Raw genomic sequence first — 21,785 nt, 5'->3', positions numbered from 1 at the left:
GCCTCCACCCGGACACGCTCCGCGTTCTGGGGGTTCCTGCGGAAACCTTTCGGCTTGCCGCAGGAACTTCTCCTTACAAGCCGCTGAAAGTCGCGATGGCGTTAATGACGGCTGGGCCGAGCAGTGCGATGAAGAGCACGGGCAGGATGCAGAGCATGAGCGGGAAAAGGACCTTGACGGGGATCTTCATGGCTTGCTCCTCGGCCCGCTGCCGGCGCTTCCGCCGCATTTCGCTGGCCTGCGTCCGGAGCACCGCGGAAATCGAGATTCCGTACCGGTCCGCCTGCAGGATGGCGTTGACGAAGCGACGGAGGTCCGGCGCGCCGGTCCGGTCCGCGAGGGCCAGGTACGCCTCGCGGCGAGACATCCCGATGTGCATATCCTGCAGGGTCCGGACCAGCTCGGCGGCCAGTGGTCCTTTTCCGTTTTGGCCGGTCCGTGACATGGCGGCATCGAACCCCAGGCCGGCTTCCACAGCGATGGTCATCTGATCCAGCATATCCGGCAGTTCCAGTCCGATGGTGGCCTGGCGCTCGAGCCCCCTGCTGTAGATCAGGAGATCGGGGAGGAAATAGCCAACCATGGTTACGGCGATCGAGAGCCACAGTGTCTTGGCGCTGGGATCACCTCTGATCAGCAGTAACCCGACGACGACGGCGATGCCCGCGGCGGCGAATTTGGCGGCCATGAGGCGCTTGAGCGGCCACGCGGGAGGACGGCCCGCCAGGGCGAGCTGCCGGTCCAGGTTTGCCACCAGACGCCGGGGGGTGAACCGTCCGGCGAAAGACTCCAGTACCGAGTTCCTCGCTTTGACGGGCTTCTTGGCGGGAACAAGCCCCCGGGACAGGTTTGCCACGATGGAATCCTTCCCGGCGACACGGGTGCCGACGACGGACCACGTTGCCAGGGCAATAGCCGCCATGATCAATCCGATAGCTGCAATAGCCGTTGCCGACATAAGAAACTTCTCCTCTCAGGCCTTCGCTAGAACTTGAACTGAACGACTTTGCGCAGCCAGAGTCCGCCCAGACTGAAGAGGACTGCCGCGGCGCCGACCATCGTGAGGCCCAGCGGTGTGGTCACCATGGGATCCATGTACCCCGGGCTGATGACCATCAAGGCTCCCGTGATCGCCACCGGCAGCAGCATCAGGACCAGCGCCGAGATCTTCCCTTCGGCGCTGAGAGCCTTCACCTGGCCGCGGATCTGGCTCCGCTCCCGGATGGTCTGGCCCACCTGGTCCAGCACGTCAGCCAAGTTGCCGCCAACCTCCCGGTGGATGGCGATGGCTTGGGCCACCCAGGAAAAATCCTCCGAGCGCATGCGCAGGGCGGCGTCGTCCAGAGCCTCGCCCAGATCCCGGCCGAGCCTCGTTTCGTTGATGATCCGTGCGAACTCAGCGGTGGTGGGGGCCTCGGCTTCCCCGGCCACCGCGTCAATGGCGCGCAGCAGGCTGTGGCCGGCGCGCAGGCCACCGGCGAGAAGCTGCAGGGTCTCGTCGAGCTGTGCGGCGAATTTTGCTCGGCGGCGCGATGCCAGGAACCGCAGGATGAAGCGCGCACCGAACGGCGAGAGTAGCAGGAGAATTAACGCCGGAAGCGGACCTAGCACGGCCAGCGCTACGGCGCCGATGATGGCCGCGCCGGCCAGTCCGAGGACCACAAACTCCGCGGCCTTCATACTGAGGCCTGCCTGTTCCAGCGATGCCGCCACCGCTGCAGTGTAGTTCCGCCTCTTCAACAGGGATTCCACGGCTGCAGTTGCCCGGGCCCCCATACCCCGGGCTAAGGTACTCCGGCCGGGAACTGTGGCGGCCCGCCGGTTGAGCAGGGTGGCCGGTCGGCGCGGCGCCACAACGAACAGAACGGCAACGCCCAGGGCCGCGTAGCTCAACAGAAATCCCAGGATCATTTCCATGAGTTTGCCTTCGTCATCGGGCCCGGGCCAATACGGGAGCAGGATTGAAAATCCCGGGGGAGAGCTCTATGCCGAGTTCCGTGAAGCGGTCCGTAAACCGCGGGCGGACCCCGGTGGGCATCGGCTTGCCGAGGAAACGGCAGTTGGCATCGAGTCCGGCGCTGTAGTCGAAGACAAATGCGTCTTGAAGGGTCACGATCTCGCCTTCCATGCCCTGGACTTCGGTGACATGGGTGACGCGGCGGGTGCCGTCGCGGAGCCGGGTGAGTTGGACGATCACGTCCACGGCGGAGGCGATCTGTTCCCGGACTGCGCGCAGCGGCAGGTCCATCCCGGCCATCAGTACCAGGGTTTCGAGCCGGGCGATGGCGTCCCGGGGGGAGTTTGAGTGGACCGTGGACAGGGAACCATCGTGGCCGGTGTTCATGGCCTGCAGCATGTCCAGGGTCTCTCCGCCTCTGACCTCACCCACCACGATCCGGTCGGGCCGCATCCGGAGGGAGTTGCGGACGAGGTCGCGGATGGTGATTTCGCCTTTACCCTCAATGTTGCTGGGCCTGCTCTCCAGCCGGACCACATGGTCCTGCTGCAGTTGGAGCTCGACGGCGTCCTCGATGGTGACGATGCGTTCGCCCTCCGGAATGAAGCTGGACAGGACGTTGAGCAGCGTGGTTTTGCCCGTCCCGGTGCCGCCCGAGACGATGATGTTCAGGCGGGCTTTGACGCAGGCGTCGAGGAGCTCGGCCATTTCCGGGGACAGCGTGCCGAAGCTGATGAGGTCGTGGACCTGGAAGGGGTCGGTGGCGAATTTGCGGATGGTCAGTGACGACCCGTTGACGGCCAGCGGCGGGACAACGGCGTTGACTCTGGATCCGTCGGCCAGCCGGGCGTCCACCAAGGGCGAGGATTCATCGATGCGCCGTCCCACCCGCGCAACGATGCGCTCGATGACCTTCCGGAGGTGCGCTTCGGAGGCGAAACGGACCCTGCTGCGGGTCAGTTTCCCATCCTGTTCGACGTAGATCATGTCCGGGCCGTTGACCATGATCTCCGTGATGCTCTCGTCGTCAAGGAGGCGCTGCAGGGGTCCGTAGCCCAGGACATCATCGCTGACGCCCTTGATCAGGCGTTGTCTTTCATCCTTGGTCAGCGGCACCTGCTCGGCCTCGACCACCTCGATGAGCTCTTGCTGCACCAGCGCGTGCAGCTGATCCTCGGTCAGGGACGTATCAATCAGCCGGGTGCCCAGCCGTTCGAACAAAATGGAACCGGCCCGATCTTTCAACTTGGCCAGGGCGTCCCGGGCCGGGGCGGCCTCCGCCGGCGCGGGCTTCCGGGGACTCCCGGCGGCGGACGGGGGAACCGGCTGGGTGGTGCCTGCCGCGCGAACGGAGCGGGCATCCGGCGCACGCTTGACCGGGACCGGGACCGGTGCAGGGCCAGGCGCAGGGGCAGGGATAGAGGTCGGGTCCGGGGCGGGCATCAGTGAGGATGCGGGTGCGGGGCGGTCAGGACGTGCGGGTGCTTCGTAACGGGCCTGCTGTCCGGCAGTGTCGCGGGCAGCCTGCAGGCGCTGGGCGAGGTTCATTTGGCTCCTACCCGGTGCCGGGGCCCGTACCGCCGGGGCGGGACTGCAGGGGCGACGAAGCGGGCCAACAATGTTTGCAGTGCTTTGGTGGCCGGTCCGCGGACCGCTCCGTTCAGCAGGGGGGATCCCTGGTTGGTGGAAAGAGCGACCGCTCGGGAGCGCGGTATCACCACGTCCACGCTGGTTCCCAGCGCAGTCTCCACATCGCGCAGTGAGACGCCGGCCTTGAAGTCCGCGCCGTTGAGGATCATATGCCGCTTGAGCGGATGCATCCCCAGCTCGGCCAGCACGTCCAGTTCCCTGCGCATGCCCCGGACGCCCGGCACATCAGGACCGGTGACGAAGATGAAATCCGTGGCTTGGTCCAAGGCGGCAAGGGTGTGGTCCGACAGGCCGGGGGCGGTGTCCACTACAACATAGCGGTACTGGCTGGCCAGTTGGCCGAGCAGGTGGGCAACGTCCTCGCCGGTCAGTCCCTCGGCGGCGTCGGGGGAGTCCGGGGCGCAGAGTGCATAGAGACCACTGGGATGGGCGCTCAGGAACGTCTTGAGCACCATGGTGTCCCGCCGCGCGGGACCGTGTACGGCGTCGGACACCGAGTGTTCAGCGGAGATGGCGAGTGCGCTGGCAACGTCGCCGAACTGCAGATCCAGATCCACCAAAACTGCGCCGTGCGGCGCTGACCTGGCGAGGCCCACTGCGAGATTGCTCGCGATAGTCGTCTTTCCGACGCCGCCCTTGGGTGAGACGACGGCGATGACCCGCCCGGCAGGCGTCGCAGCCTTGGTCTGTTCCACGGGCACAGCTCTGCGGTGCACAGCGGCGCTACGCACGGCACGGTGGAGCAGCGCCGCGATCTCGGCAGCACCGGCCTCCGGTTCCAGCAGGTCAAGGACTCCGGCGCGCAGCGCCGCCAGCACAACGCCGGGGTCCGGCTGAGCCGCCAGGAGTACCGCCACTTCGGGGCATTCTACGTCGAACGCCGTCGCGAGCGTCAGCGCCAGCTCCAGCGGCATGCCCGGGCCAAGGATCAGAACCTCGAGATCAGCGGGGCGTTCCAACTGGCTCCGAACGTCGGCAGGGCGCCCCGGAAGCCTGCCGCCCTGCCAGCGGTGGACGTCCCCCTGCAAGGGCCCCGTGGCGGCTGCCCCGATCCGGCCCGGCAGGCCAGGATCATCGGTCACGACGACGTAACGGCTCACTTGTAGATCCCCTCGCGGCTCAGTTCGCGGGTGCCGTCTTCCCCGGCGGTTGAGGGTTCGCCGGAGAGCCAGATGGTGCCGAACTCCTGTCCATAGACAACTTTCTCCGCGTTTGCCGAGGTCAGTGCCAGGGTCACCAGCAAGTTCTCGGATGCGGCCCCCGGGCTGGCTTCGGAGCTCGATTTTTCCGTGACAGGGGCGGTTGCTCCCTGGACGGCAGTGACTAGGACTTTGTGCAGCGTCAGATGCGTGACTTCCGCCGGCGGTTTGGTTATGCCAGCACCGAGGGAGATGAAGATCCCCACGGTGTCCCCGGCCTTGAGCAGTCCGCCCACCGCGCGCTGCGGCGCCAGGAGGATCGACACCTCCTGCATCCCGGCCGGCACAGTGGCAGTCCCCGGGTCCGTCGTGGTGGCCGGATCCCGGAATCGGGTGCGCAGGAGCTGTTCACCGGGCACCAGGTCCACGGTTGTGACGAGTCCGCTGATGGCTGCAGGATCGGACACGGCGTCAGCCGCAAGAGTCTTTGCGGGCACAGCTTGCCGCGTGGCGCTCTGCAGCACCGTGGCTGAAGGGGTTCCGGCGGGCACCGCCGCGCTGACTATGAGCACCTCGGAGGTCTGGACTCCAGCGAAAGCTCGCTGCTCTGCGCCGTTGGTGTAGGAGACCAGCAGGATGCTCCCGACCACTGCCAGCACGACGGCTGCTACCGATGCCAGGACTCTGCTGTTCACTCTGATTGCTCCTACAGGGTTAACGCGACGAAGAAGGCGTTGAGGGACTTTCCGTCCAGCTCCTCAACGCCGAAAGACTGGAGATCCGCGAGGGAGACCAGCGTAATGAATTTGCCCTTGACGCCCGTGCACTTATTGCAGCCAGCCTCCGATCGCTGCTCGCTCGGCCAGCTGTGCGCGGTCACTTTGAGGGCGGCGAAACCGTCGATAACGTATGACACGTTGTTTCCGTTGCCGGAGGCGCTGGCGTAGACCGGAAGGAGGATGGTGGTGCCATCAATGTGGCATCCCTTGGGGCCGCTCTTGCCCGGCTCGCCGCCGATGACCTGGTGGACGTCGACGGAAGTCTGGCAGTCATTCCTTGCGTCTGCGTCTAGCCAGCCAAAAGCGCCCGGTAATGTTTGGCCACCTGCGCCGGTGCAGGTGGAGGTACTGGTGATCCAAAGCTCAACATCTTTGGGTGCCGAATCGAAAATGCAACGGGGGGCGGTGAACGGAAAAACGGTGGCTTTTGACGGGCTGCCCCACGAGGCCTTTGCCTCCGCCTCTACCGTGGTGGACTTGATGCCCAGGACCGGGGCAAACCAGTGCCGGACGGCGCTGCCGCCGTCCGGGGTGGCGGTGCTGGTCCGGACCGTCACGGAGTTCCCGGAAATGACGGCCGTGGCGGCGGAAACCCCGTCGTGGGCGTTCTTCCCGGCGAGCAGCGTGGCCGTGGCGTCGGGATTGGTGCATCTTCCCGCAGCGCAGTCCTGAGCAATGGCCAGAGCCGCAGCGTCGGCCCCGTTCTGTAGCTGGAACCGTTCCGCATAGATCATGCCGACGTCCACCACGATTGCGGTCATGCCGAGCAACACCACCATAAAAATTGCCATGATCACGGCCACGGCGCCGTCTTCCCCGTTCCTCAGCTGCCTGTTCAGCCGCCGCATCGCATCACCGCCCGTCCGGTCAGCGGGACAGAGTCGGCGAAGAGGCCGGACAACAGATCCACGGAGTAGGTGATGGTGACCGTTACATCCGTGGCGGCGGCGCAGGACGCCGGCGTGACCTGGATGTTCCCGGCGTTGAGCCGGGGATTGAGGTTTGGCGCCGCAGCGATCGCCGTGTTGATCGCCGTGCCGGGCAGCTTCTGGATGGCCATCACCCGTACCGATTCCCGGGCGGCGGCGCTCAGCTGCAGCTGGGCGTTGAAGACCCGGCCAAACTCGATAACCCCCAGAAGAAGCAAAAGAAGCAACGGAACGATCAAGGCGAACTCGACTGCGGCGGCGCCGCGCTCTGAGGATGATCGTTCCATTGCTTCTTTCGGCAGACGTAGGGAATGCGGCCACAATCAACCGAGGCACCGCAGCGCCTCGAGAGGCAGCTGTCCGGCCGGGCCGGCTACTTGAGCGTGGTCTTGGCGCTGAGGCCCGTGAAGAAGGCGCTCAGGTCTTTGCCGAAAGCGGTGACACCGACGATCAGGACCACGGCGATCAGGGCCACCAGGAGGCCGTATTCGACCGCGGTGGCGCCCTTTTCATCGTTGCGAAGGCGGGACTGGAGCGTGAAACCGAGGGTGTGCAGGTTTGCTGCCAGACGAGCGAACATAAAGACTCCTGAAGAGAGATGCGGCTGGCCCAGCGCCAGCTCCAGAATATACGTTAGAACGTGCCAGGACGCTTCGGGCCGGTGCTGCGCGCAAGCTGCGCAAAGGCTTGACGTACGGGCTGTTCCTGCGCTGGACCTGTGCCTACGCTGGGAAATGGAGCGCTCCTCGCGGGCTACGACGTGAACAAAACAACCCCCAGGGCCGCCGCGAGCAGAGAGGGCCCAAAAGCAACCTCAGCCGCTCGGCCCGGTACCTGCCGCCGGATCGCGACTAGGGAGACAATCCCCCCGATGACGAAGCCCAGGGCGCCGCCGTAAAGTACCTGGCTCCAACCCAGGAAACCCAGGTGGAGGCCCACAGGAGCGGCGAGCTTCACATCGCCCATTCCGATGCCATGCGGCGACACGAGCGCCAGGCTCAGGAATACAACGAACAAGACCGCCGCCCCGGCCACTGCGCGAAGAAACCCGAACCAATCGGTCGTGGCCACGCTACTGACAGCGAAGAGCGCCAAGCCGGACACGAGCAAGGCGCCCACGAGTGGATTTGGCAGCAGGCGGAGAGTGAGGTCGATGCGGGCCAGCTGGACGGCGAGCACGCCAAGCACCAGAAAGGCTGGCAGCGACCAGACCGCACCGAACCGGAGTGCCAGGGCGACGCAAAATAGGCCAGTCAGGGCCGACGTCGTAATTCGTGTCCATCTGGCCGGCAATACGCCAAGGCGGGGGAGCGAGCGAGCGATCGCCAGCTCGGAGAGCATCGCCGCGAACAGGCCGAACAGTCCCGCGGAAATGACGAGGAGCGGCCCGGCGCTGGCTGCAATACCTGATAAGGACACTAGGACTCCCTGACTGGAGCAGCACGGGGGCGGGCCGGGCTGACCGTGCACCGTGCACGGGGACACCCCATTTTGACCCAGCGACACGTCTTCGGCTATTCTTGGTAGTCGTTGTGCGTGTCCTTCTCGATGATGCGTGCCCACGTGGGAATCCGGTTGCAGGATGACTACCCGGTGGGCACAGTCGAGACCTCAGGATGACTGGTTACATAGAGCCCTCACCTCTGTTCCGGTAACGCATAGATAGTAGGTGCACCTTCGTGTGACGCCTAAAACAAGAACGCCAGAACAAGAACGAGGCAAACACCGTGCGTACGTACACCCCGAAGCCCGGCGATATCAACCGCCAGTGGCACGTCATTGACGCCACCGACGTTGTCCTTGGTCGTCTTGCCAGCCAGACCGCAATCCTGCTGCGCGGCAAGCACAAGGCCACCTTTGCGTCCCACATGGACATGGGCGATTTCGTCATCATCATCAACGCTGAAAAGGTTGCCCTCACCGGCGCCAAGCTGGAGCAGAAGCGCGCATACCGCCACTCCGGCTACCCGGGCGGCCTGACCTCGGTCACCTACGCGGAGCTGCTGGAATCCAACCCGGTTCGCGCCGTGGAGAAGGCCATCAAGGGCATGCTCCCGAAGAACTCCCTCGCTGCACAGCAGCTGGGCAAGCTGAAGGTCTACAAGGGTGCAGAGCACCCCCACGCAGCCCAGCAGCCCAAGACGTACGAAATCACCCAGGTCGCCCAGTAGTCCTGGCCACCAACCAACTTTTTATCAAGGAGAATCGTGGCTCAGAACGAAGAACTGACCACCGAGGCCGTTGTGGCTGAGGAAAACCTGACCAGCTACACCTCGGAAAGCGGTCCTGCAGAAGCAGAAGCGCCCAAGAAGGAACGCCCGGCCCTCACGGTTGCCGGTGCAGCAGTTGGCCGTCGCAAGGAAGCCGTCGCACGCGTTCGCATCGTGCCCGGCACCGGCAAGTGGATCATCAACGGCCGCGAACTGGCCAACTACTTCCCGAACAAGCTGCACCAGCAGGACGTCAACGAGCCCTTCAAGATCCTTGATCTTGATGGCGCCTATGACGTCTTCGCCCGTATCCACGGTGGCGGAATTTCCGGCCAGGCCGGTGCCCTGCGCCTCGGCATCGCCCGTTCACTGAACGAGATCGACACCGAGAACAACCGGGCCACCTTGAAGAAGGCCGGTTACCTGCGTCGTGACGCCCGCGTCATCGAGCGCAAGAAGGCCGGCCTCAAGAAGGCCCGTAAGGCTCAGCAGTACTCCAAGCGCTAAACTGCGCTGGCGCGAAAGCCCGTTCCGCCCATTGTGGCGGGGCGGGCTTTCGCCGTTTGCCCTCCGCAACGGCCGGTATTCGGCCGGCGCCGCGGGCTCGGCGGGGCCCGACGGGCGGAAGATGGCCCGCCATCGTCTAAACTTGACCCGATGTCTAGATTATTTGGAACAGATGGTGTCCGGGGTTTGGCGAACGGCCTGCTGACGGCCGAGCTGGCGATGCAGCTGGCCCAGGCCGCGGCAGTGGTGCTTGGCCACGACCGTAATACGAGCGTGACCCGGCCGCGTGCCGTGGTCGCCCGGGACCCCCGGGCCAGTGGTGAATTCATCGCAGCTGCCGTCGAAGCGGGGCTTTCCAGCTCCGGGATCGACGTGTACGACGCCGGTGTGCTGCCGACCCCGGCCGCGGCTTATCTGGTGGCAGATCTCGACGCAGACTTCGGTGTGATGATCTCCGCTTCGCACAATCCTGCCCCGGATAACGGCATCAAGTTTTTTGCCCGTGGCGGCCAGAAGCTCCCTGACGCCGTTGAAGACGCCATCGAGGAACAGCTCGGCAAAGAGCCATTCCGGCCGATCGGGGGCGATGTTGGCCGGATCCAGCGTTTCTCGGACGCCGAGGACCGTTACATCGTCCATCTGCTCGGCACCCTCCCACACCGCCTGGACGGTCTTAAGGTCGTTTTGGACTGTGCCCACGGTGCGGCGAGTGGCTGTTCCCCCCAGGTCTTCAAGGACGCCGGCGCTGACGTTGTTGTTATCGGCGCGGAACCGGACGGCCTGAACATCAACGACGGCGTTGGCTCCACCCATCTGGGACCGCTCAAGCAAGCAGTCCTGGAGCACGGTGCGGACCTCGGGATTGCGCATGACGGCGATGCGGACCGCTGCCTGGCCGTTGACCACGAAGGCGGTGAAGTGGACGGCGATGAGATTATGGCCATCCTCGCCGTTGCGCTGAAAGCCTCCGGCAAGCTCAAGGACGACGTCCTCGTCGCGACAGTGATGAGCAACCTCGGCCTCAAGATCGCGCTGCGCGAAGCCGGCATCAGCCTGCGCGAAACAGGAGTGGGCGACCGCTACGTCCTGGAAGGGATGCGCGAAGGCGGCTACAACCTTGGCGGCGAGCAGTCCGGCCACGTGATCTTCGCCGACCATGCCACCACCGGCGACGGCGTCCTCACCGGCTTGCAGATTGCCGCCCAGGTGGCACTGACCGGCCGTCCGTTGAAGGAACTGGCCGCGGTGATGACCAAACTTCCGCAGGTCCTGATCAACGTCAGGGGAGTGGACCGCACGCGGGTCAAGGGCGACGGCGCAGTGGCTGAAGCCGTTGCGCGGGCTGAGGCCGAGCTCGGAGACACCGGACGGGTCCTGCTGCGCCCCTCAGGCACCGAGGCTGTGGTCCGGGTGATGGTTGAGGCGGAGTCCCAGGACACGGCCCAGCACGTCGCGGAGCGCCTTGCCCAGGTGGTCCGGACCGAGCTGGCCTTGGAGCTCGTCGCCGACTGAGCTTTCCCGCACGCTGTTGTGGAGTGTCCCCCGCGGGGGACACGCCACAACTGCGTGCGGCGCCTTTAGCTGGCGCGCCCGCTCTGGAGCGCGTCGCGGATCTCGGTGAGCAGGGCGATCTGGGGATCCTCGGCTGCTTCTGCCTTGACGTCGGCGTTGATGCCGAGGCGGCGGTTGCGTCGTTCGATCATGTGGTTCATGGGGACGACGACAACAAAGTAGATAGCTGCCGCGATCAGGAGGAAGTTGACGATCGCGGTCAGCAGCACACCGAACTTGATGTCATTTCCGTTCAAGGTAACAACGGCGAAACTGTCAAAGTTGGGCGAACCCACCAGGCCTGCAATGAACGGCATCAGCACGCTCTGGACTAGTGCCGTTACCACGGCGCCAAAAGCGGCGCCGATGACGACTGCGACGGCAAGGTCTACGACGTTGCCCTTGAGAATAAAGTTCTTGAACCCGGTTAGCATGTCCTCAAAATAGCCCGCCTGTGTGAACACCCCGTATCAGGGAGGTTAGTTCCCGTAGCGTGTCGGTCGGCCGCTCCGGAGCTCGGGTCCAGGCACCCGGCCTACCGGTAGCCCGGCGCCGCTTCGAGGCCGAAGTACTCCTCGAGAGTCGCAACGCCCCGGGTGTTCATATCGACCGCCGCTTCCACGCCCACGTAGCGCAGGTGCCAGGGTTCGTAGTAGTAGCCGGTTCGCTCGTGGAACATCCACGGGTAGCGCACCACAAAACCAAACCGATGGGCGTTGGCCTTGGCCCAAAGTGCTGCCGGTTGCGTGGCGAATGCGGGGGTGAAGCTGTCCTGCCCGCTGCCGTCGCCGATGTCGAAGGACCAGCCCGTCTGGTGTTCCGAATAGCCCGGCCGGGCGGAGGCGGTATCCGCACCGGCCTGCCCCTCCGCAGCCACCCACTTGTTATAAGTCGCGATCTGGGTGGCGAAGGAGCGGTACCCGCTGGCCAGGGTGATGGAGATGCCGTCGGCCGCAGCCGCAGCAAACATCTCTTCCGCTGCTGCCGCCGTCGTGCTGTTCAGTAGCGCCGCTTCGCCGGAGGTGGCCAGGCGCACCCGCGGCTGGACGAGGCCGGCCGGAGCGAAGTCGGCGGGGGAAAGTGGCCGGTGCTTGTTCACGATGACCCACGGGCTCGCCGGGTCGGTGAGTGAGTGCCGGGCCGGGGGTGCGGCAGTGGACACCGCGGGGGCCGGGGCCGGGGCCGGAGCTGCTGCTGTTGGCTCGGTGGCTGCGGGACTGTCCGGCAGAATCCCTGCCGCAGCCGTCGCCGAAACCGTCCCCCCGGTGGCTGCCGGCGGCGTTGCCGACACGGACGGCGGCGGCCGGATCCCTTCGGGAGCGCAGGCGCTGAGGACCGCGAGGCCCGAGCCGGCCAGCAGGAGCCGGCTGAAAGCCCGCCTGCCGGGGCCGGCGGCTGACTCCGGTGCCGGCTGCGGCGCGGCCGAACCGTCATGGCACACGTGTGCTACACCTTGCGGAGCAGCATACGGCGGATGGAGTGGTCTGCGTCCTTGGTGAGGACCAGCTGTGCACGGCCCCTGGTGGGGAGCACGTTCTCTTCGAGGTTTGGTTCGTTGATGCGTTTCCAGATATCCCGGGCAGTCTGTTCCGCCTCGGCATCCGAGAGCGTGGCATAGCGGTGGAAGTAGGACTCCGGCTGCGCGAACGCCGTGGTCCTAAGGGTGCGGAAGCGGTCCACGTACCATTCCTCTATATAGGAGGTTTTGGCGTCAACATAGATGGAAAAGTCGAAGAAGTCACTCAGCGCCAGCCCCTGCCGGCCGTCCTGGCGCGGCCTGGCCGGCGCCAGCACGTTCAGCCCCTCAACGATCAGCACATCGGGGCGGCGCACCACCACTTCCTTGCCCGGGACGATGTCGTACGTTACATGGGAGTACCAGGGTGCCCGGACTTCTTCGGCCCCGCCCTTGATCTCGCTGACAAAGCGGAGCAGGGCGCGGCGGTCGTAGGATTCGGGGAATCCCTTCCGTTCCAGGAGCTGCCGCCGCTTGAGTTCGGCCAGCGGGTACAGGAAACCGTCGGTGGTGATCAGCTCCACGTTGGGGGTACCGGGCCACCGGCGGAGCATCTCGCGGAGTACCCGGGCGATTGTCGATTTGCCCACGGCGACCGAGCCGGCGACGCCGATCACAAACGGCGTGCGCTGGGTCTGCTCTCCCAGGAATGTTGTGGTCGCGGCATGGAGCTGGCCTGCCGCCTCGACATACAAATGCAGCAGCCGGGACAAGGGGAGATAGACCTCGCGGACTTCCTTTATATCCAGGGGGTCGCCGAGGCCACGGAGACGGAGCACGTCCTCCCGGTTGAGGGGCTGCTCCATCTGGGCAGCGAGCCGGGACCAGGTCTGCCGGTCCAGCTCCACGAACGGGGAGACGCCGTCGCCGTTCGCATCATTGCGTTGCAAAGTCACCCTAGAGATTCTGCCCTTCGCCGGGCCGAGAGCGAAATGGGCCGTCAGCGGACCGCCGCGCGGCAGGCAGGTTGCGGGCTGGCTGCTGATCCTACGCCGGGGGCCCGGGAAACCCGCTAGGCTTGTGTCCATGTGTGGAATCGTTGGATATGTGGGCCACTCCGCTGGCCGGGTAAATACTGGACACAATGCTCTGGACGTTGTCCTTGAGGGACTGCGGCGCTTGGAATACCGGGGCTACGACTCTGCAGGGATCGCCGTAGTGGCGGACGGAACCATTTCATCGCGCAAAAAGTCGGGCAAGCTGAGCAACTTGATCGCCGAACTTGAGGCCAACCCGCTGCCTGACTCGCTGACCGGCATCGGTCACACTCGATGGGCAACCCACGGCGGTCCGACGGACCAGAACGCGCACCCGCACCTCTCCGACGGGGGCAAGCTGGCCGTCATCCACAACGGCATCATCGAAAACTTCGCCGAACTCAAGCTGGAACTCGTGCACAAGGGAGTGACTTTCCTCTCCGAGACGGACACCGAAGTCGCTGCGGCCCTCCTGGGCGATATCTACCGGAATCAACTCCAGGGCGACCCCGCCAACGGCGGCCTCACCAAAGCCATGCAGCTTGCCTGCCAGCGCCTGGAAGGTGCGTTTACCCTCCTCGCCGTCCACGCGGACCAGCCCGATGTTGTGGTGGCAGCCCGCCGGAACTCCCCGCTCGTCGTCGGACTCGGTGACGGCGAGAATTTTCTCGGCTCGGACGTCTCCGGGTTCATCGACTACACCCGGCGCGCCGTCGAACTCGGCCAGGACCAGATCGTCACCATCACCGCAGACACCGTGGAAATCACCGACTTCTACGGCGCCCCGGCCGAGGGCAAGGAATACCACGTCAACTGGGATCCGGCTTCGGCGGAAAAGGGCGGCTTCCCGTCCTTTATGGAGAAAGAAATCCACGACCAGCCGGATGCCGTCCTGCAGACCCTGTTGGGCCGCTCGGACATCAACGGCAAGCTGACCCTCGACGAGCTCCGGGTAGATCCGGAACTGCTCAAGAACGTCAACAAGATCATCGTCCTCGCCTGCGGCACCTCCGCCTACGCCGGCCAGGTCGCCAAGTACGCGATCGAGCACTGGTGCCGGATCCCGACCGAGGTGGAGCTCTCGCACGAATTCCGCTACCGCGACCCGATTGTGGACGAGAACACCCTGATCGTCTCGATTTCCCAGTCCGGCGAGACCATGGACACCCTGATGGCCGTCCGTTACGCCAAGGAACAGGGCGCCAAAACGGTCTCGATCTGCAACACCAACGGGTCCACCATCCCGCGTGAGTCCGACGCCGTGCTGTACACCCACGCCGGGCCGGAAATCGCCGTCGCCTCCACCAAGGCTTTCCTGGCGCAGATCACCGCCGCCTACCTCCTGGGCCTCTACCTGGCCCAGCTGCGCGGCAACAAGTTCCAGGGCGAGATCAAGGACATCCTCGCGGACCTGAACAAGATCCCGGCCAAGATCCAGCAGATCCTCGACAACGAAGCACAGATCAAGGAACTCGGCCAGTCCATGGCGGACGCCAAATCCGTCCTGTTCCTGGGCCGCCACGTCGGCTTCCCCGTGGCAATGGAGGGTGCGCTCAAGCTCAAGGAACTCGCCTACATCCACGCCGAGGGTTTTGCCGCCGGTGAACTCAAGCACGGCCCGATCGCCCTGATCGAAGAGGGCCAGCCCGTGTTTGTGGTGGTTCCCTCGCCCCGCGGCCGCGACTCGCTGCACGCCAAGGTTGTCTCCAACATCCAGGAGGTCCGGGCCCGCGGCGCCAAGACCATCGTCATCGCGGAAGAAGGCGACGAGGCTGTCAAGGCATACGCCGAGCATGTCTTCTACATCCCCGAAACCCCCACGCTGCTGGCACCGCTGCTCAGTACCGTTCCACTGCAGATCTTTGCCCTTGCCCTGGCCTCCGCCAAGGGTTACGACGTGGACCAGCCTCGCAACCTGGCCAAGAGCGTGACCGTAGAATAGCGCCATGATTGTTGGCATTGGCGTAGACGTCGTAGACATTGAACGGTTCGGCCGGCAGCTGGAGCGCACCCCCGGGCTGCGTGACAGGCTGTTTGTGCCGGCGGAGCGCGAACTGAACACCCGCTCCCTGGCTGCCCGGTTCGCCGCCAAGGAAGCCGTGGCCAAGGTCCTCGGCGCTCCGGCCGGCATGAACTGGCAGGACTGCTGGATCGGTCTTGACCAGCACGGGCCCACCGTCCAGGTCAAAGGAACTGTGCTTGCCGTGGCGGAGTCGAAGGGCGTTAAACGCTGGCACCTGTCGATGAGCCACGACGGCGGAATTGCCACGGCGACGGTCATCGCCGAAAGCTGAGCGTTACCCGCCTGACCAGAACCGGACTACCCGCAGCGAGTGCACCGCGAACGGACTGAAACGATGATCAGCGCCTACACCGGAAACCAGATTCGTGCGGCTGAAGAGAGCTTTCTCCACGCCAGCCGGGCACCCCGCGCGGGCGCTGTCCTGATGCAGCGGGCCGCCTACGGGCTGGCCAACGCGGTAGTCCGCGAGCTCCGGTCCCGCGGCAGCCGGCTCTATGGCGCCAGCGTCACGGTGCTGGCCGGGAAGGGCAACAACGGCGGGGACGGATTGTTCGCGGCAGCCACGCTTGCGGGCCGGGGAATGCGGACGACGGCCGTCCTGACGGGGGGAGAAGCCCATCCGGGGGCACTCACCGCCTTTGAAGCGGCAGGCGGCCGGGTGCTGCGTCTGTCGTCGGAGAACATCGCCGCCGCCGCGCTGGCCGCCGCCGGTTCCGGCGTCGTGATCGACGCGGTCCTTGGCACGGGCGCCCGCGGCGGGCTCCGCGGCCCTGCCGCTGCGCTGTTCGAGCAGCTGGCGGGGTCGCGGCCCGGACTCGTGGTGGCCTGCGACCTCCCCAGCGGCGTAGACGCCGATACCGGTGAAGTCAGCGGACCTGTGCTGCGCGCCGAACTCACTGTGACCTTTGGGGCGGCCAAGGCCGGCCTGCTGGCCGATCCCGGCGCGGACTTCGCCGGCCGCGTGCAGCTTGTCCGCATCGGCATTGACGATGTCCTGCCGGAGCCGGCCCTGCGCCGTTTCGAAGCCGGGGATCTGTCCGCCCTCCTGCCGTATCCGGAACGGCGCTCCCAGAAGTACTCCCGCGGTGTCCTGGGTGTCGTGGCAGGATCGACGCGCTATCCCGGCGCAGCCGTCCTGGCCTGCCGCGGCGCGCTGGCCGCAGGGGCGGGCATGGTGCGCTACCTCGGCCCGCCCGAGGTCTCCGACCTGGTCCGGCGCTCCTGCCCCGAAGTTGTCTGCGGCTCCGGCAGCGTCGCTGATGCCCGCGTCCAGGCGTGGCTCCTGGGCCCGGGCCTTGATGAGCAAGCACACGCGCAACTGGAGCGCGTCAGCGACGCCGCCGCCGCCGGCCTTCCGGTCGTCGCGGACGCCGGGGCGCTGCCGGCTTTGCCGCGGACCCTCGCCCCGCACGTTGTGCTGACGCCGCACGCCGGCGAACTTGCCGCCCTGCTGGCTCGATACGGCGACGGAGCCGGCCGTTCCGCGGTGGAAAGCGCCACGCTCGCGTCCGCCCGGCGGGCCAGCGGGCTCACCGGGGCCACGGTACTGCTCAAGGGCGCCACAACCCTCGTCGCCGCACCGTCCGGGACCGTTTTCAGCCAGTCCGAAGCGACACCCTGGCTGGCAACGGCCGGCAGCGGAGACGTCCTGGCCGGTGTCCTCGGCGGCCTCCTGGCGCAGCTGTCGGATCACTCTGGAGCTTTCGGGCGCCGCGGCATTGCTGCCGCCGACCGCTGGGCCGCAATCGCGGCGCTGGCCGCCAGCGTCCACGGCCGGGCCGGGAGCGTGGCATCGGGCGGCGGGCCGGTGACGGCGTCGAACGTTGCGGAGGCCGTACGGGAGGTTATGTCGAGGATGTAATATAACCGCGCGTTGAGTGCGCCACGTCAGATAGTAACCTTACTTACAAGTAGTCTTTCTAGAGAATTTTCGCCACGCACGAGGAGTACACATGGAAGTCTGGCCCGGAACGGCATATCCGCTGGGAGCCACTTTTGACGGCACCGGAACAAATTTTGCCCTGTTCAGCGAACGCGCCGATCGGGTGGAGCTGTGCATCCTCGCTGATGACCTGACCGAAACCCGGGTTGAGCTGACCGAGGTGGACGGCTATGTGTGGCACTGCTACCTGCCGCACATCCAGCCCGGACAGAAATACGGCTACCGCGTCCACGGCCCGTATGAACCCGAAAACGGCAACCGCTTCAACGCCAACAAGCTGCTGATGGACCCGTACGCCAAAGCAGTCCAAGGCCAGATTGACTGGGATCCGGCGCTCTTCACCTATGAATTCGGCGACCCCGATTCCCGGAACGACAGCGATTCGGCGCCCCACACCATGCACGGTGTAGTCATCAACCCGTACTTCGAATGGGACGGGGACCGCCAGCTGCGGATCCCCTACCACCAGTCGGTCATCTACGAGGCGCACGTCAAGGGCCTGACCGAGCTGCACCCTGAAATCCCCGAAGAGCAGCGCGGCACCTACGCCGGCGTCGCGCACCCGGCGGTCATTGATCACATGAAAAAGCTCGGCGTCACCGCAATCGAACTCATGCCGGTGCACCAGTTCGTCAATGACGGCACGCTCGAGGAAAAGGGCCTCAACAACTACTGGGGCTACAACACCATCGGCTTCTTCGCGCCGCAGAACACCTACAGCTCCTCCGGCGACGTCGGGCACCAGGTCCAGGAGTTCAAGGCCATGGTCCGCGATCTGCACCGGGCCGGCATCGAGGTGATCCTGGACGTGGTTTACAACCACACCGCGGAAGGGAACCACCTGGGCCCCACGCTCTCCTTCAAGGGCATCGACAACCAGGCCTACTACCGGCTCGTTGACGACGACCAGAAGCACTACATGGATTACACCGGAACCGGAAACTCCCTCAACGTCCGGCACCCGCACTCCCTGCAGCTGTTGATGGACTCCCTGCGCTATTGGGTGACGGAAATGCACGTCGACGGCTTCCGCTTCGACCTCGCCTCCACCCTGGCCCGAGAATTCTACGACGTCGACAAGCTCTCCACCTTCTTCGAACTCATCCAGCAGGATCCGATTGTTTCCCAGGTGAAGCTGATCGCCGAGCCGTGGGACATCGGCCCCGGGGGCTACCAGGTGGGCAACTTCCCGCCGCAGTGGACCGAATGGAACGGCAAGTACCGCGATACGGTCCGCGACTTCTGGCGTGGTGAGGCATCCACCCTGGGTGAATTCGCGTCCCGTCTGACCGGCTCGGCGGACCTGTACGAAAGCTCTGCCCGGCGCCCGGTGGCCTCGATCAACTTCGTCACCGCCCACGACGGCTTCACCATGCGCGACCTCGTCTCCTACAACGAAAAGCACAACGACGCCAACGGCGAAGGCAACAACGACGGCGAATCCCACAACCGCTCCTGGAACTGCGGCGAGGAGGGGGACACGGACAACGACCACGTACTGACCCTCCGCGCCCGCCAGCAGCGCAACTTCATCGCCACCCTGCTGCTTTCGCAGGGCGTCCCGATGCTCCTGCACGGCGACGAACTGGGCCGCACCCAGCAGGGCAACAACAACACCTACTGCCAGGACTCGGAACTGAGCTGGATCCACTGGGAGGCGATGGACCAGCCGTTGGTCGAGTTCACCGCCGTCGTCAACAAGATCCGGCACGACCACCCGACGTTCCGGCGCAGCCGCTTCTTCGACGGCCGCCCGGTCCGCCGCGGCGAGGGCGAGAAGCTCCCGGACATCGTCTGGCTGAAAACGGACGGCACCGAAATGCTCCCGGAGGACTGGGACAGCGGCTTCGGGCGGACCATCGGTGTGTTCTACAACGGAGACGGCATCCAGGAGCAGGACTCCCGCGGACGCCGCATCACCGACGACAGCTTCCTGTTGTGCTTCAACGCCCACGACGACGACGTGGACTTCGCACTGCCGTCCGCGGAGTACTCGCGTTTCTGGGACGTGCTTGTGGACACCGCAGACCAGGCTGACACCGAGGAGCCGCTTAAGGCTGGTGCGGTGGTGAAGCTCGCGGCCAAGTCGATGGTGGTGCTCCGCGCCCACTCCGGTCCCGAGGTGGAAGTGGACTACTCCGCAGCCGCGTCGCTGGCCTCCATGGCCGAGCACGAGGACGCCCTCGAGGAAATGGTGGAGTCCCAGGAGGAAGCCGCCGCTACCAGCGCTTCGAAGGCTGCCGCCGAATGAGGACTCCTGTCTCCACCTACCGGCTGCAGGTCCGGCCCGGGTTCACCCTCCAGGATGCTGCCGAGACCGTGCCGTACCTGAAATCGCTCGGCGTGGACTGGATCTACCTCTCGCCGATCCTCACCGCCGAAAAGGGATCGGACCATGGCTACGACGTCACCGACCCCGCCGCGATCGACCCCGACCGCGGCGGCACCGAGGGTCTGATCGCGGCGTCGAAGGCGGCGCGGGACGCCGGCATGGGTGTGCTCGTTGACATCGTGCCCAACCATGTCGGCGTCGCAACCCCCGCCCAGAACCCGTGGTGGTGGTCCCTGCTCAAGGAGGGACAGCAGTCCCGTTACGCCCCGGCGTTCGACGTCGACTGGGACTTTGGGGCAGGCAGGATCCGGATCCCAGTACTCGGGGAGGACTCCGACGTTGACGCGCTGGAGATCAAGGACGGGGAGCTGCGGTACTACGACCACCGCTTCCCGCTTGCCGAAGGCACGTATACCGCAGGTGACTCCTCCGCCGATGACCCCCGCGAGGTGCACGACCGGCAGCACTACGAGCTGATCGGCTGGCGCCGGGCCGACGACGAACTGAACTACCGCAGGTTCTTTGCCGTCAATTCCCTGGCCGGCATCCGGGTGGAGCTCCCGGAGGTCTTTGATGAGGCCCACGCCGAGATTGTCCGCTGGTTCCGCGAGGGCCTGGTCGACGGTCTCCGGATCGACCACCCGGACGGCTTGGCCGACCCGGAGGGTTACCTGCACCGGCTCCGCGAAGTGACCGGCGGCAGCTACCTGCTGATCGAGAAGATCCTCGAGCCCGGAGAGCAGCTTCCAGCCGGCTTCGACTGCGACGGAACCACCGGGTACGACGCCCTCGCGGACGTGGACCGGCTCTTCGTCGACCCCGCCGGGCAGGCAGACCTCGACGCCCTCGACACCGGGCTGCGCGGCGGCCAGGCGGCGGACTACGAGGACATGATCCGGGGGACCAAGCGCCGGATCACGGACGGGATCCTGCACTCCGAGATGCTTCGGCTGGCCCGGCTGGTCCCGGCCGGTACCGGTCTCAGGGCAGACCAGAGCGCCGACGCCCTGTCCGAGATCATCGCCGCTTTCCCCGTTTACCGCAGCTACCTGCCCGTGGGCGCCGACGTCCTGGCGGAAGCGTGCGAACTCGCAGCCGGCCGGCGTCCTGACCTCGCCGACGCCATTGCGATGCTGCTCCCGCTGCTGCTTGACGCGGGCCCGGAGCCCGATGCCGAGCTGGGGCGCCGCTTCCAGCAGACCTCCGGCATGGTCATGGCCAAGGGGGTGGAGGACACCGCGTTCTTCCGCTACACCCGGCTGGGCACCCTGACGGAGGTCGGCGCCGACCCTACCGAGTTCTCCCTCGCAGCGGAAGAATTCCATCACCGGATGGCGCGCCGGCAGGCGGAGCTCCCTTTGTCCATGACCACGCTGAGCACCCACGACACCAAGCGCAGCGAAGACACCCGCGCACGGATCTCTGTGCTTGCCGAATTGGCACCGGAATGGCGGGCTGCCCTGGCCCGGCTTCAGGACCTTGCACCGCTGCCGGACGGACCGCTGGCCAACCTGTTGTGGCAAGCCATCGCCGGAGCCTGGCCCGCGGACCGTGAGCGTTTGCAGTCCTATGCACTGAAGGCCGCCCGTGAGGCCGGCAACTCCACCGACTGGCTGGATCCGGACGCGGGCTTCGAGGAGAAGCTGGCCGCCGTCGTCGACGCGGCCTTTGACAACCCTGAGGTTGTGGCGGAACTGGAATCCCTGGTGCAGCTCCTGAATCCCTATGGTGCCGTCAATTCGCTTGGGGCCAAGCTGGTCCAGCTGACCATGCCCGGAGTCCCCGATGTCTACCAGGGCACCGAGTTCTGGGACCGCTCGCTGACCGATCCGGATAACCGGCGGCCCTTCGACTACGGTGCGCGGCGTGCCGCACTGGCCGCGCTGGACGCCGGCGAACGTCCGGCGTCGTACACCGATGACGCGGCGAAACTCCTGGTCACCTCGAGGGCGCTGCGGCTGCGCCGCGGCCGGCCCGGGCTGTTCACGGGGTACCGCCCCGTGGTGGCTGCAGGGCCGGCTGCGGGGCATCTGGTCGGCTTTGACCGCGGCTCAGCGGCGGGACCGGGCGCGGTGACGCTCGCCACCCGGCTGCCCCGCACCCTGGAGCAGCAAGGCGGCTGGCGGGAGACCGCCATTGACCTGCCCGGAGCCATGACCGACGAACTGACCGGCGCCACGTTCGGCCCGGGTGCCGTGGAACTGGCAGCCATCCTGGGCCGCTACCCGGTCGCCTTGCTGGTTCCCGCCGAGCACTGACGTAACCTCCGAAAA

Annotated in this window: 20 protein-coding genes; 8 read left to right on the top strand and 12 right to left on the bottom strand. The window is 65.9% G+C overall.

Annotation, left to right across the window (positions count from 1 at the left end; all coding sequences use genetic code 11):
* Positions 1 to 73: 73 nt before the first annotated feature.
* The 9 genes from ABIB49_RS05905 to ABIB49_RS05865 form a co-directional block, all read right to left on the bottom strand.
* Positions 74 to 958 carry a type II secretion system F family protein gene (locus tag ABIB49_RS05905; protein ID WP_282359739.1) on the bottom strand — a complete coding sequence of 295 codons (885 nt, stop codon included), beginning with the start codon at positions 956 to 958 and terminating at the stop codon, positions 74 to 76.
* A 26-nt stretch (positions 959 to 984) separates the two neighbouring features.
* A complete protein-coding gene (locus tag ABIB49_RS05900) occupies positions 985 to 1,917 on the bottom strand; it encodes a type II secretion system F family protein (protein WP_282359738.1) in 933 nt (310 codons plus the stop codon).
* Between the two features lie 13 nt (positions 1,918 to 1,930).
* Positions 1,931 to 3,505: a TadA family conjugal transfer-associated ATPase gene (locus ABIB49_RS05895; protein WP_282359737.1), complete on the bottom strand. Its 1,575-nt coding sequence runs from the start codon at positions 3,503 to 3,505 to the stop codon at positions 1,931 to 1,933.
* Entirely contained in the window at positions 3,502 to 4,707 is a 1,206-nt protein-coding gene (locus tag ABIB49_RS05890; protein ID WP_282359736.1) for a CpaE/TadZ family protein, read from the bottom strand. The genes ABIB49_RS05895 and ABIB49_RS05890 overlap by 4 nt, the downstream gene beginning before the upstream one ends.
* Entirely contained in the window at positions 4,704 to 5,441 is a 738-nt protein-coding gene (gene cpaB, locus ABIB49_RS05885; protein WP_226774602.1) for a Flp pilus assembly protein CpaB, read from the bottom strand. Before cpaB ends, ABIB49_RS05890 begins: the two co-directional genes overlap by 4 nt.
* A gap of 11 nt (positions 5,442 to 5,452) precedes the next feature.
* Positions 5,453 to 6,373 (bottom strand): pilus assembly protein TadG-related protein, encoded by a 921-nt coding sequence (locus ABIB49_RS05880; RefSeq protein WP_226774603.1) that lies wholly within the window; start codon positions 6,371 to 6,373, stop codon positions 5,453 to 5,455.
* Positions 6,361 to 6,741 carry a TadE/TadG family type IV pilus assembly protein gene (locus ABIB49_RS05875; RefSeq protein ID WP_226774604.1) on the bottom strand — a complete coding sequence of 127 codons (381 nt, stop codon included), beginning with the start codon at positions 6,739 to 6,741 and terminating at the stop codon, positions 6,361 to 6,363. Before ABIB49_RS05875 ends, ABIB49_RS05880 begins: the two co-directional genes overlap by 13 nt.
* A gap of 86 nt (positions 6,742 to 6,827) precedes the next feature.
* Positions 6,828 to 7,034, bottom strand: a complete 207-nt coding sequence (locus tag ABIB49_RS05870) for a Flp family type IVb pilin (protein ID WP_226774605.1) — start codon at positions 7,032 to 7,034, stop codon at positions 6,828 to 6,830.
* A gap of 173 nt (positions 7,035 to 7,207) precedes the next feature.
* Positions 7,208 to 7,873 (bottom strand): prepilin peptidase, encoded by a 666-nt coding sequence (locus ABIB49_RS05865; RefSeq protein WP_282359735.1) that lies wholly within the window; start codon positions 7,871 to 7,873, stop codon positions 7,208 to 7,210.
* Positions 7,874 to 8,181: 308 nt separating this feature from the next.
* Here ABIB49_RS05865 and rplM point away from each other — a divergent pair, with 308 nt between their 5' ends.
* The 3 genes from rplM (at position 8,182) to glmM (ending at position 10,683) form a co-directional block, all read left to right on the top strand.
* Entirely contained in the window at positions 8,182 to 8,625 is a 444-nt protein-coding gene (rplM, locus tag ABIB49_RS05860; RefSeq protein ID WP_024367145.1) for a 50S ribosomal protein L13, read from the top strand.
* Positions 8,626 to 8,661: 36 nt separating this feature from the next.
* Positions 8,662 to 9,171 carry a 30S ribosomal protein S9 gene (gene rpsI / locus ABIB49_RS05855; RefSeq protein WP_069949264.1) on the top strand — a complete coding sequence of 170 codons (510 nt, stop codon included), beginning with the start codon at positions 8,662 to 8,664 and terminating at the stop codon, positions 9,169 to 9,171.
* Between the two features lie 150 nt (positions 9,172 to 9,321).
* Positions 9,322 to 10,683, top strand: a complete 1,362-nt coding sequence (gene glmM, locus ABIB49_RS05850; protein ID WP_226774607.1) for a phosphoglucosamine mutase — start codon at positions 9,322 to 9,324, stop codon at positions 10,681 to 10,683.
* A gap of 65 nt (positions 10,684 to 10,748) precedes the next feature.
* Here glmM and mscL read toward each other — a convergent pair whose 3' ends face one another.
* The 3 genes from mscL to coaA all read right to left on the bottom strand — a co-directional run bounded on the left by mscL (position 10,749) and on the right by coaA (position 13,134).
* Positions 10,749 to 11,156 carry a large conductance mechanosensitive channel protein MscL gene (mscL, locus tag ABIB49_RS05845; protein ID WP_253032200.1) on the bottom strand — a complete coding sequence of 136 codons (408 nt, stop codon included), beginning with the start codon at positions 11,154 to 11,156 and terminating at the stop codon, positions 10,749 to 10,751.
* A gap of 101 nt (positions 11,157 to 11,257) precedes the next feature.
* Positions 11,258 to 12,163 (bottom strand): M15 family metallopeptidase, encoded by a 906-nt coding sequence (locus tag ABIB49_RS05840; RefSeq protein ID WP_283480294.1) that lies wholly within the window; start codon positions 12,161 to 12,163, stop codon positions 11,258 to 11,260.
* Positions 12,164 to 12,168: 5 nt separating this feature from the next.
* Positions 12,169 to 13,134, bottom strand: a complete 966-nt coding sequence (gene coaA / locus ABIB49_RS05835; protein WP_226774610.1) for a type I pantothenate kinase — start codon at positions 13,132 to 13,134, stop codon at positions 12,169 to 12,171.
* A 130-nt stretch (positions 13,135 to 13,264) separates the two neighbouring features.
* On the opposite strand from coaA, the gene glmS reads away from it, so the two are divergent.
* The 5 genes from glmS to treY all read left to right on the top strand — a co-directional run bounded on the left by glmS (position 13,265) and on the right by treY (position 21,770).
* Positions 13,265 to 15,157, top strand: coding sequence for a glutamine--fructose-6-phosphate transaminase (isomerizing) (glmS, locus tag ABIB49_RS05830; RefSeq protein WP_226774611.1), 1,893 nt, complete (start codon positions 13,265 to 13,267; stop codon positions 15,155 to 15,157).
* 4 nt (positions 15,158 to 15,161) lie between these two features.
* On the top strand, positions 15,162 to 15,509 hold the full coding sequence (locus ABIB49_RS05825) for a holo-ACP synthase (protein ID WP_226774612.1): 348 nt from the start codon (positions 15,162 to 15,164) through the stop codon (positions 15,507 to 15,509).
* 63 nt (positions 15,510 to 15,572) lie between these two features.
* Positions 15,573 to 17,099, top strand: a complete 1,527-nt coding sequence (locus tag ABIB49_RS05820; protein ID WP_354156811.1) for an NAD(P)H-hydrate epimerase — start codon at positions 15,573 to 15,575, stop codon at positions 17,097 to 17,099.
* A 91-nt stretch (positions 17,100 to 17,190) separates the two neighbouring features.
* Complete coding sequence (glgX, locus tag ABIB49_RS05815) at positions 17,191 to 19,431, top strand: glycogen debranching protein GlgX (RefSeq protein ID WP_282359728.1); 2,241 nt, start codon at positions 17,191 to 17,193, stop codon at positions 19,429 to 19,431.
* Positions 19,428 to 21,770: a malto-oligosyltrehalose synthase gene (gene treY, locus ABIB49_RS05810; protein WP_282359727.1), complete on the top strand. Its 2,343-nt coding sequence runs from the start codon at positions 19,428 to 19,430 to the stop codon at positions 21,768 to 21,770. Before glgX ends, treY begins: the two co-directional genes overlap by 4 nt.
* The last annotated feature ends 15 nt before the right edge of the window (positions 21,771 to 21,785 follow it).

It is taken from the genome of Arthrobacter sp. UYCu512 (genome assembly GCF_040547075.1).
GTDB lineage: Bacteria > Actinomycetota > Actinomycetes > Actinomycetales > Micrococcaceae > Arthrobacter.
The sequence above is the reverse complement of the archived record's forward strand: the minus strand, read 5'-3'. Positions and strand labels throughout refer to the sequence as shown.

Excerpts from the sequence above, each read along its gene's own strand:
- glgX (WP_282359728.1), top strand. The coding sequence starts at position 17,191 with ATGGAAGTCTGGCCCGGAACGGCATATCCGCTGGGAGCCACTTTTGAC.
- ABIB49_RS05825 (WP_226774612.1), top strand. The coding sequence starts at position 15,162 with ATGATTGTTGGCATTGGCGTAGACGTCGTAGACATTGAACGGTTCGGC.
- ABIB49_RS05905 (WP_282359739.1), bottom strand. The coding sequence starts at position 958 with ATGTCGGCAACGGCTATTGCAGCTATCGGATTGATCATGGCGGCTATT.
- ABIB49_RS05820 (WP_354156811.1), top strand. The coding sequence starts at position 15,573 with ATGATCAGCGCCTACACCGGAAACCAGATTCGTGCGGCTGAAGAGAGC.
- ABIB49_RS05900 (WP_282359738.1), bottom strand. The coding sequence starts at position 1,917 with ATGGAAATGATCCTGGGATTTCTGTTGAGCTACGCGGCCCTGGGCGTT.
- glmM (WP_226774607.1), top strand. The coding sequence starts at position 9,322 with ATGTCTAGATTATTTGGAACAGATGGTGTCCGGGGTTTGGCGAACGGC.
- ABIB49_RS05870 (WP_226774605.1), bottom strand. The coding sequence starts at position 7,034 with ATGTTCGCTCGTCTGGCAGCAAACCTGCACACCCTCGGTTTCACGCTC.
- glmS (WP_226774611.1), top strand. The coding sequence starts at position 13,265 with ATGTGTGGAATCGTTGGATATGTGGGCCACTCCGCTGGCCGGGTAAAT.
- ABIB49_RS05880 (WP_226774603.1), bottom strand. The coding sequence starts at position 6,373 with ATGCGGCGGCTGAACAGGCAGCTGAGGAACGGGGAAGACGGCGCCGTG.
- treY (WP_282359727.1), top strand. The coding sequence starts at position 19,428 with ATGAGGACTCCTGTCTCCACCTACCGGCTGCAGGTCCGGCCCGGGTTC.
- ABIB49_RS05875 (WP_226774604.1), bottom strand. The coding sequence starts at position 6,741 with ATGGAACGATCATCCTCAGAGCGCGGCGCCGCCGCAGTCGAGTTCGCC.
- ABIB49_RS05895 (WP_282359737.1), bottom strand. The coding sequence starts at position 3,505 with ATGAACCTCGCCCAGCGCCTGCAGGCTGCCCGCGACACTGCCGGACAG.
- mscL (WP_253032200.1), bottom strand. The coding sequence starts at position 11,156 with ATGCTAACCGGGTTCAAGAACTTTATTCTCAAGGGCAACGTCGTAGAC.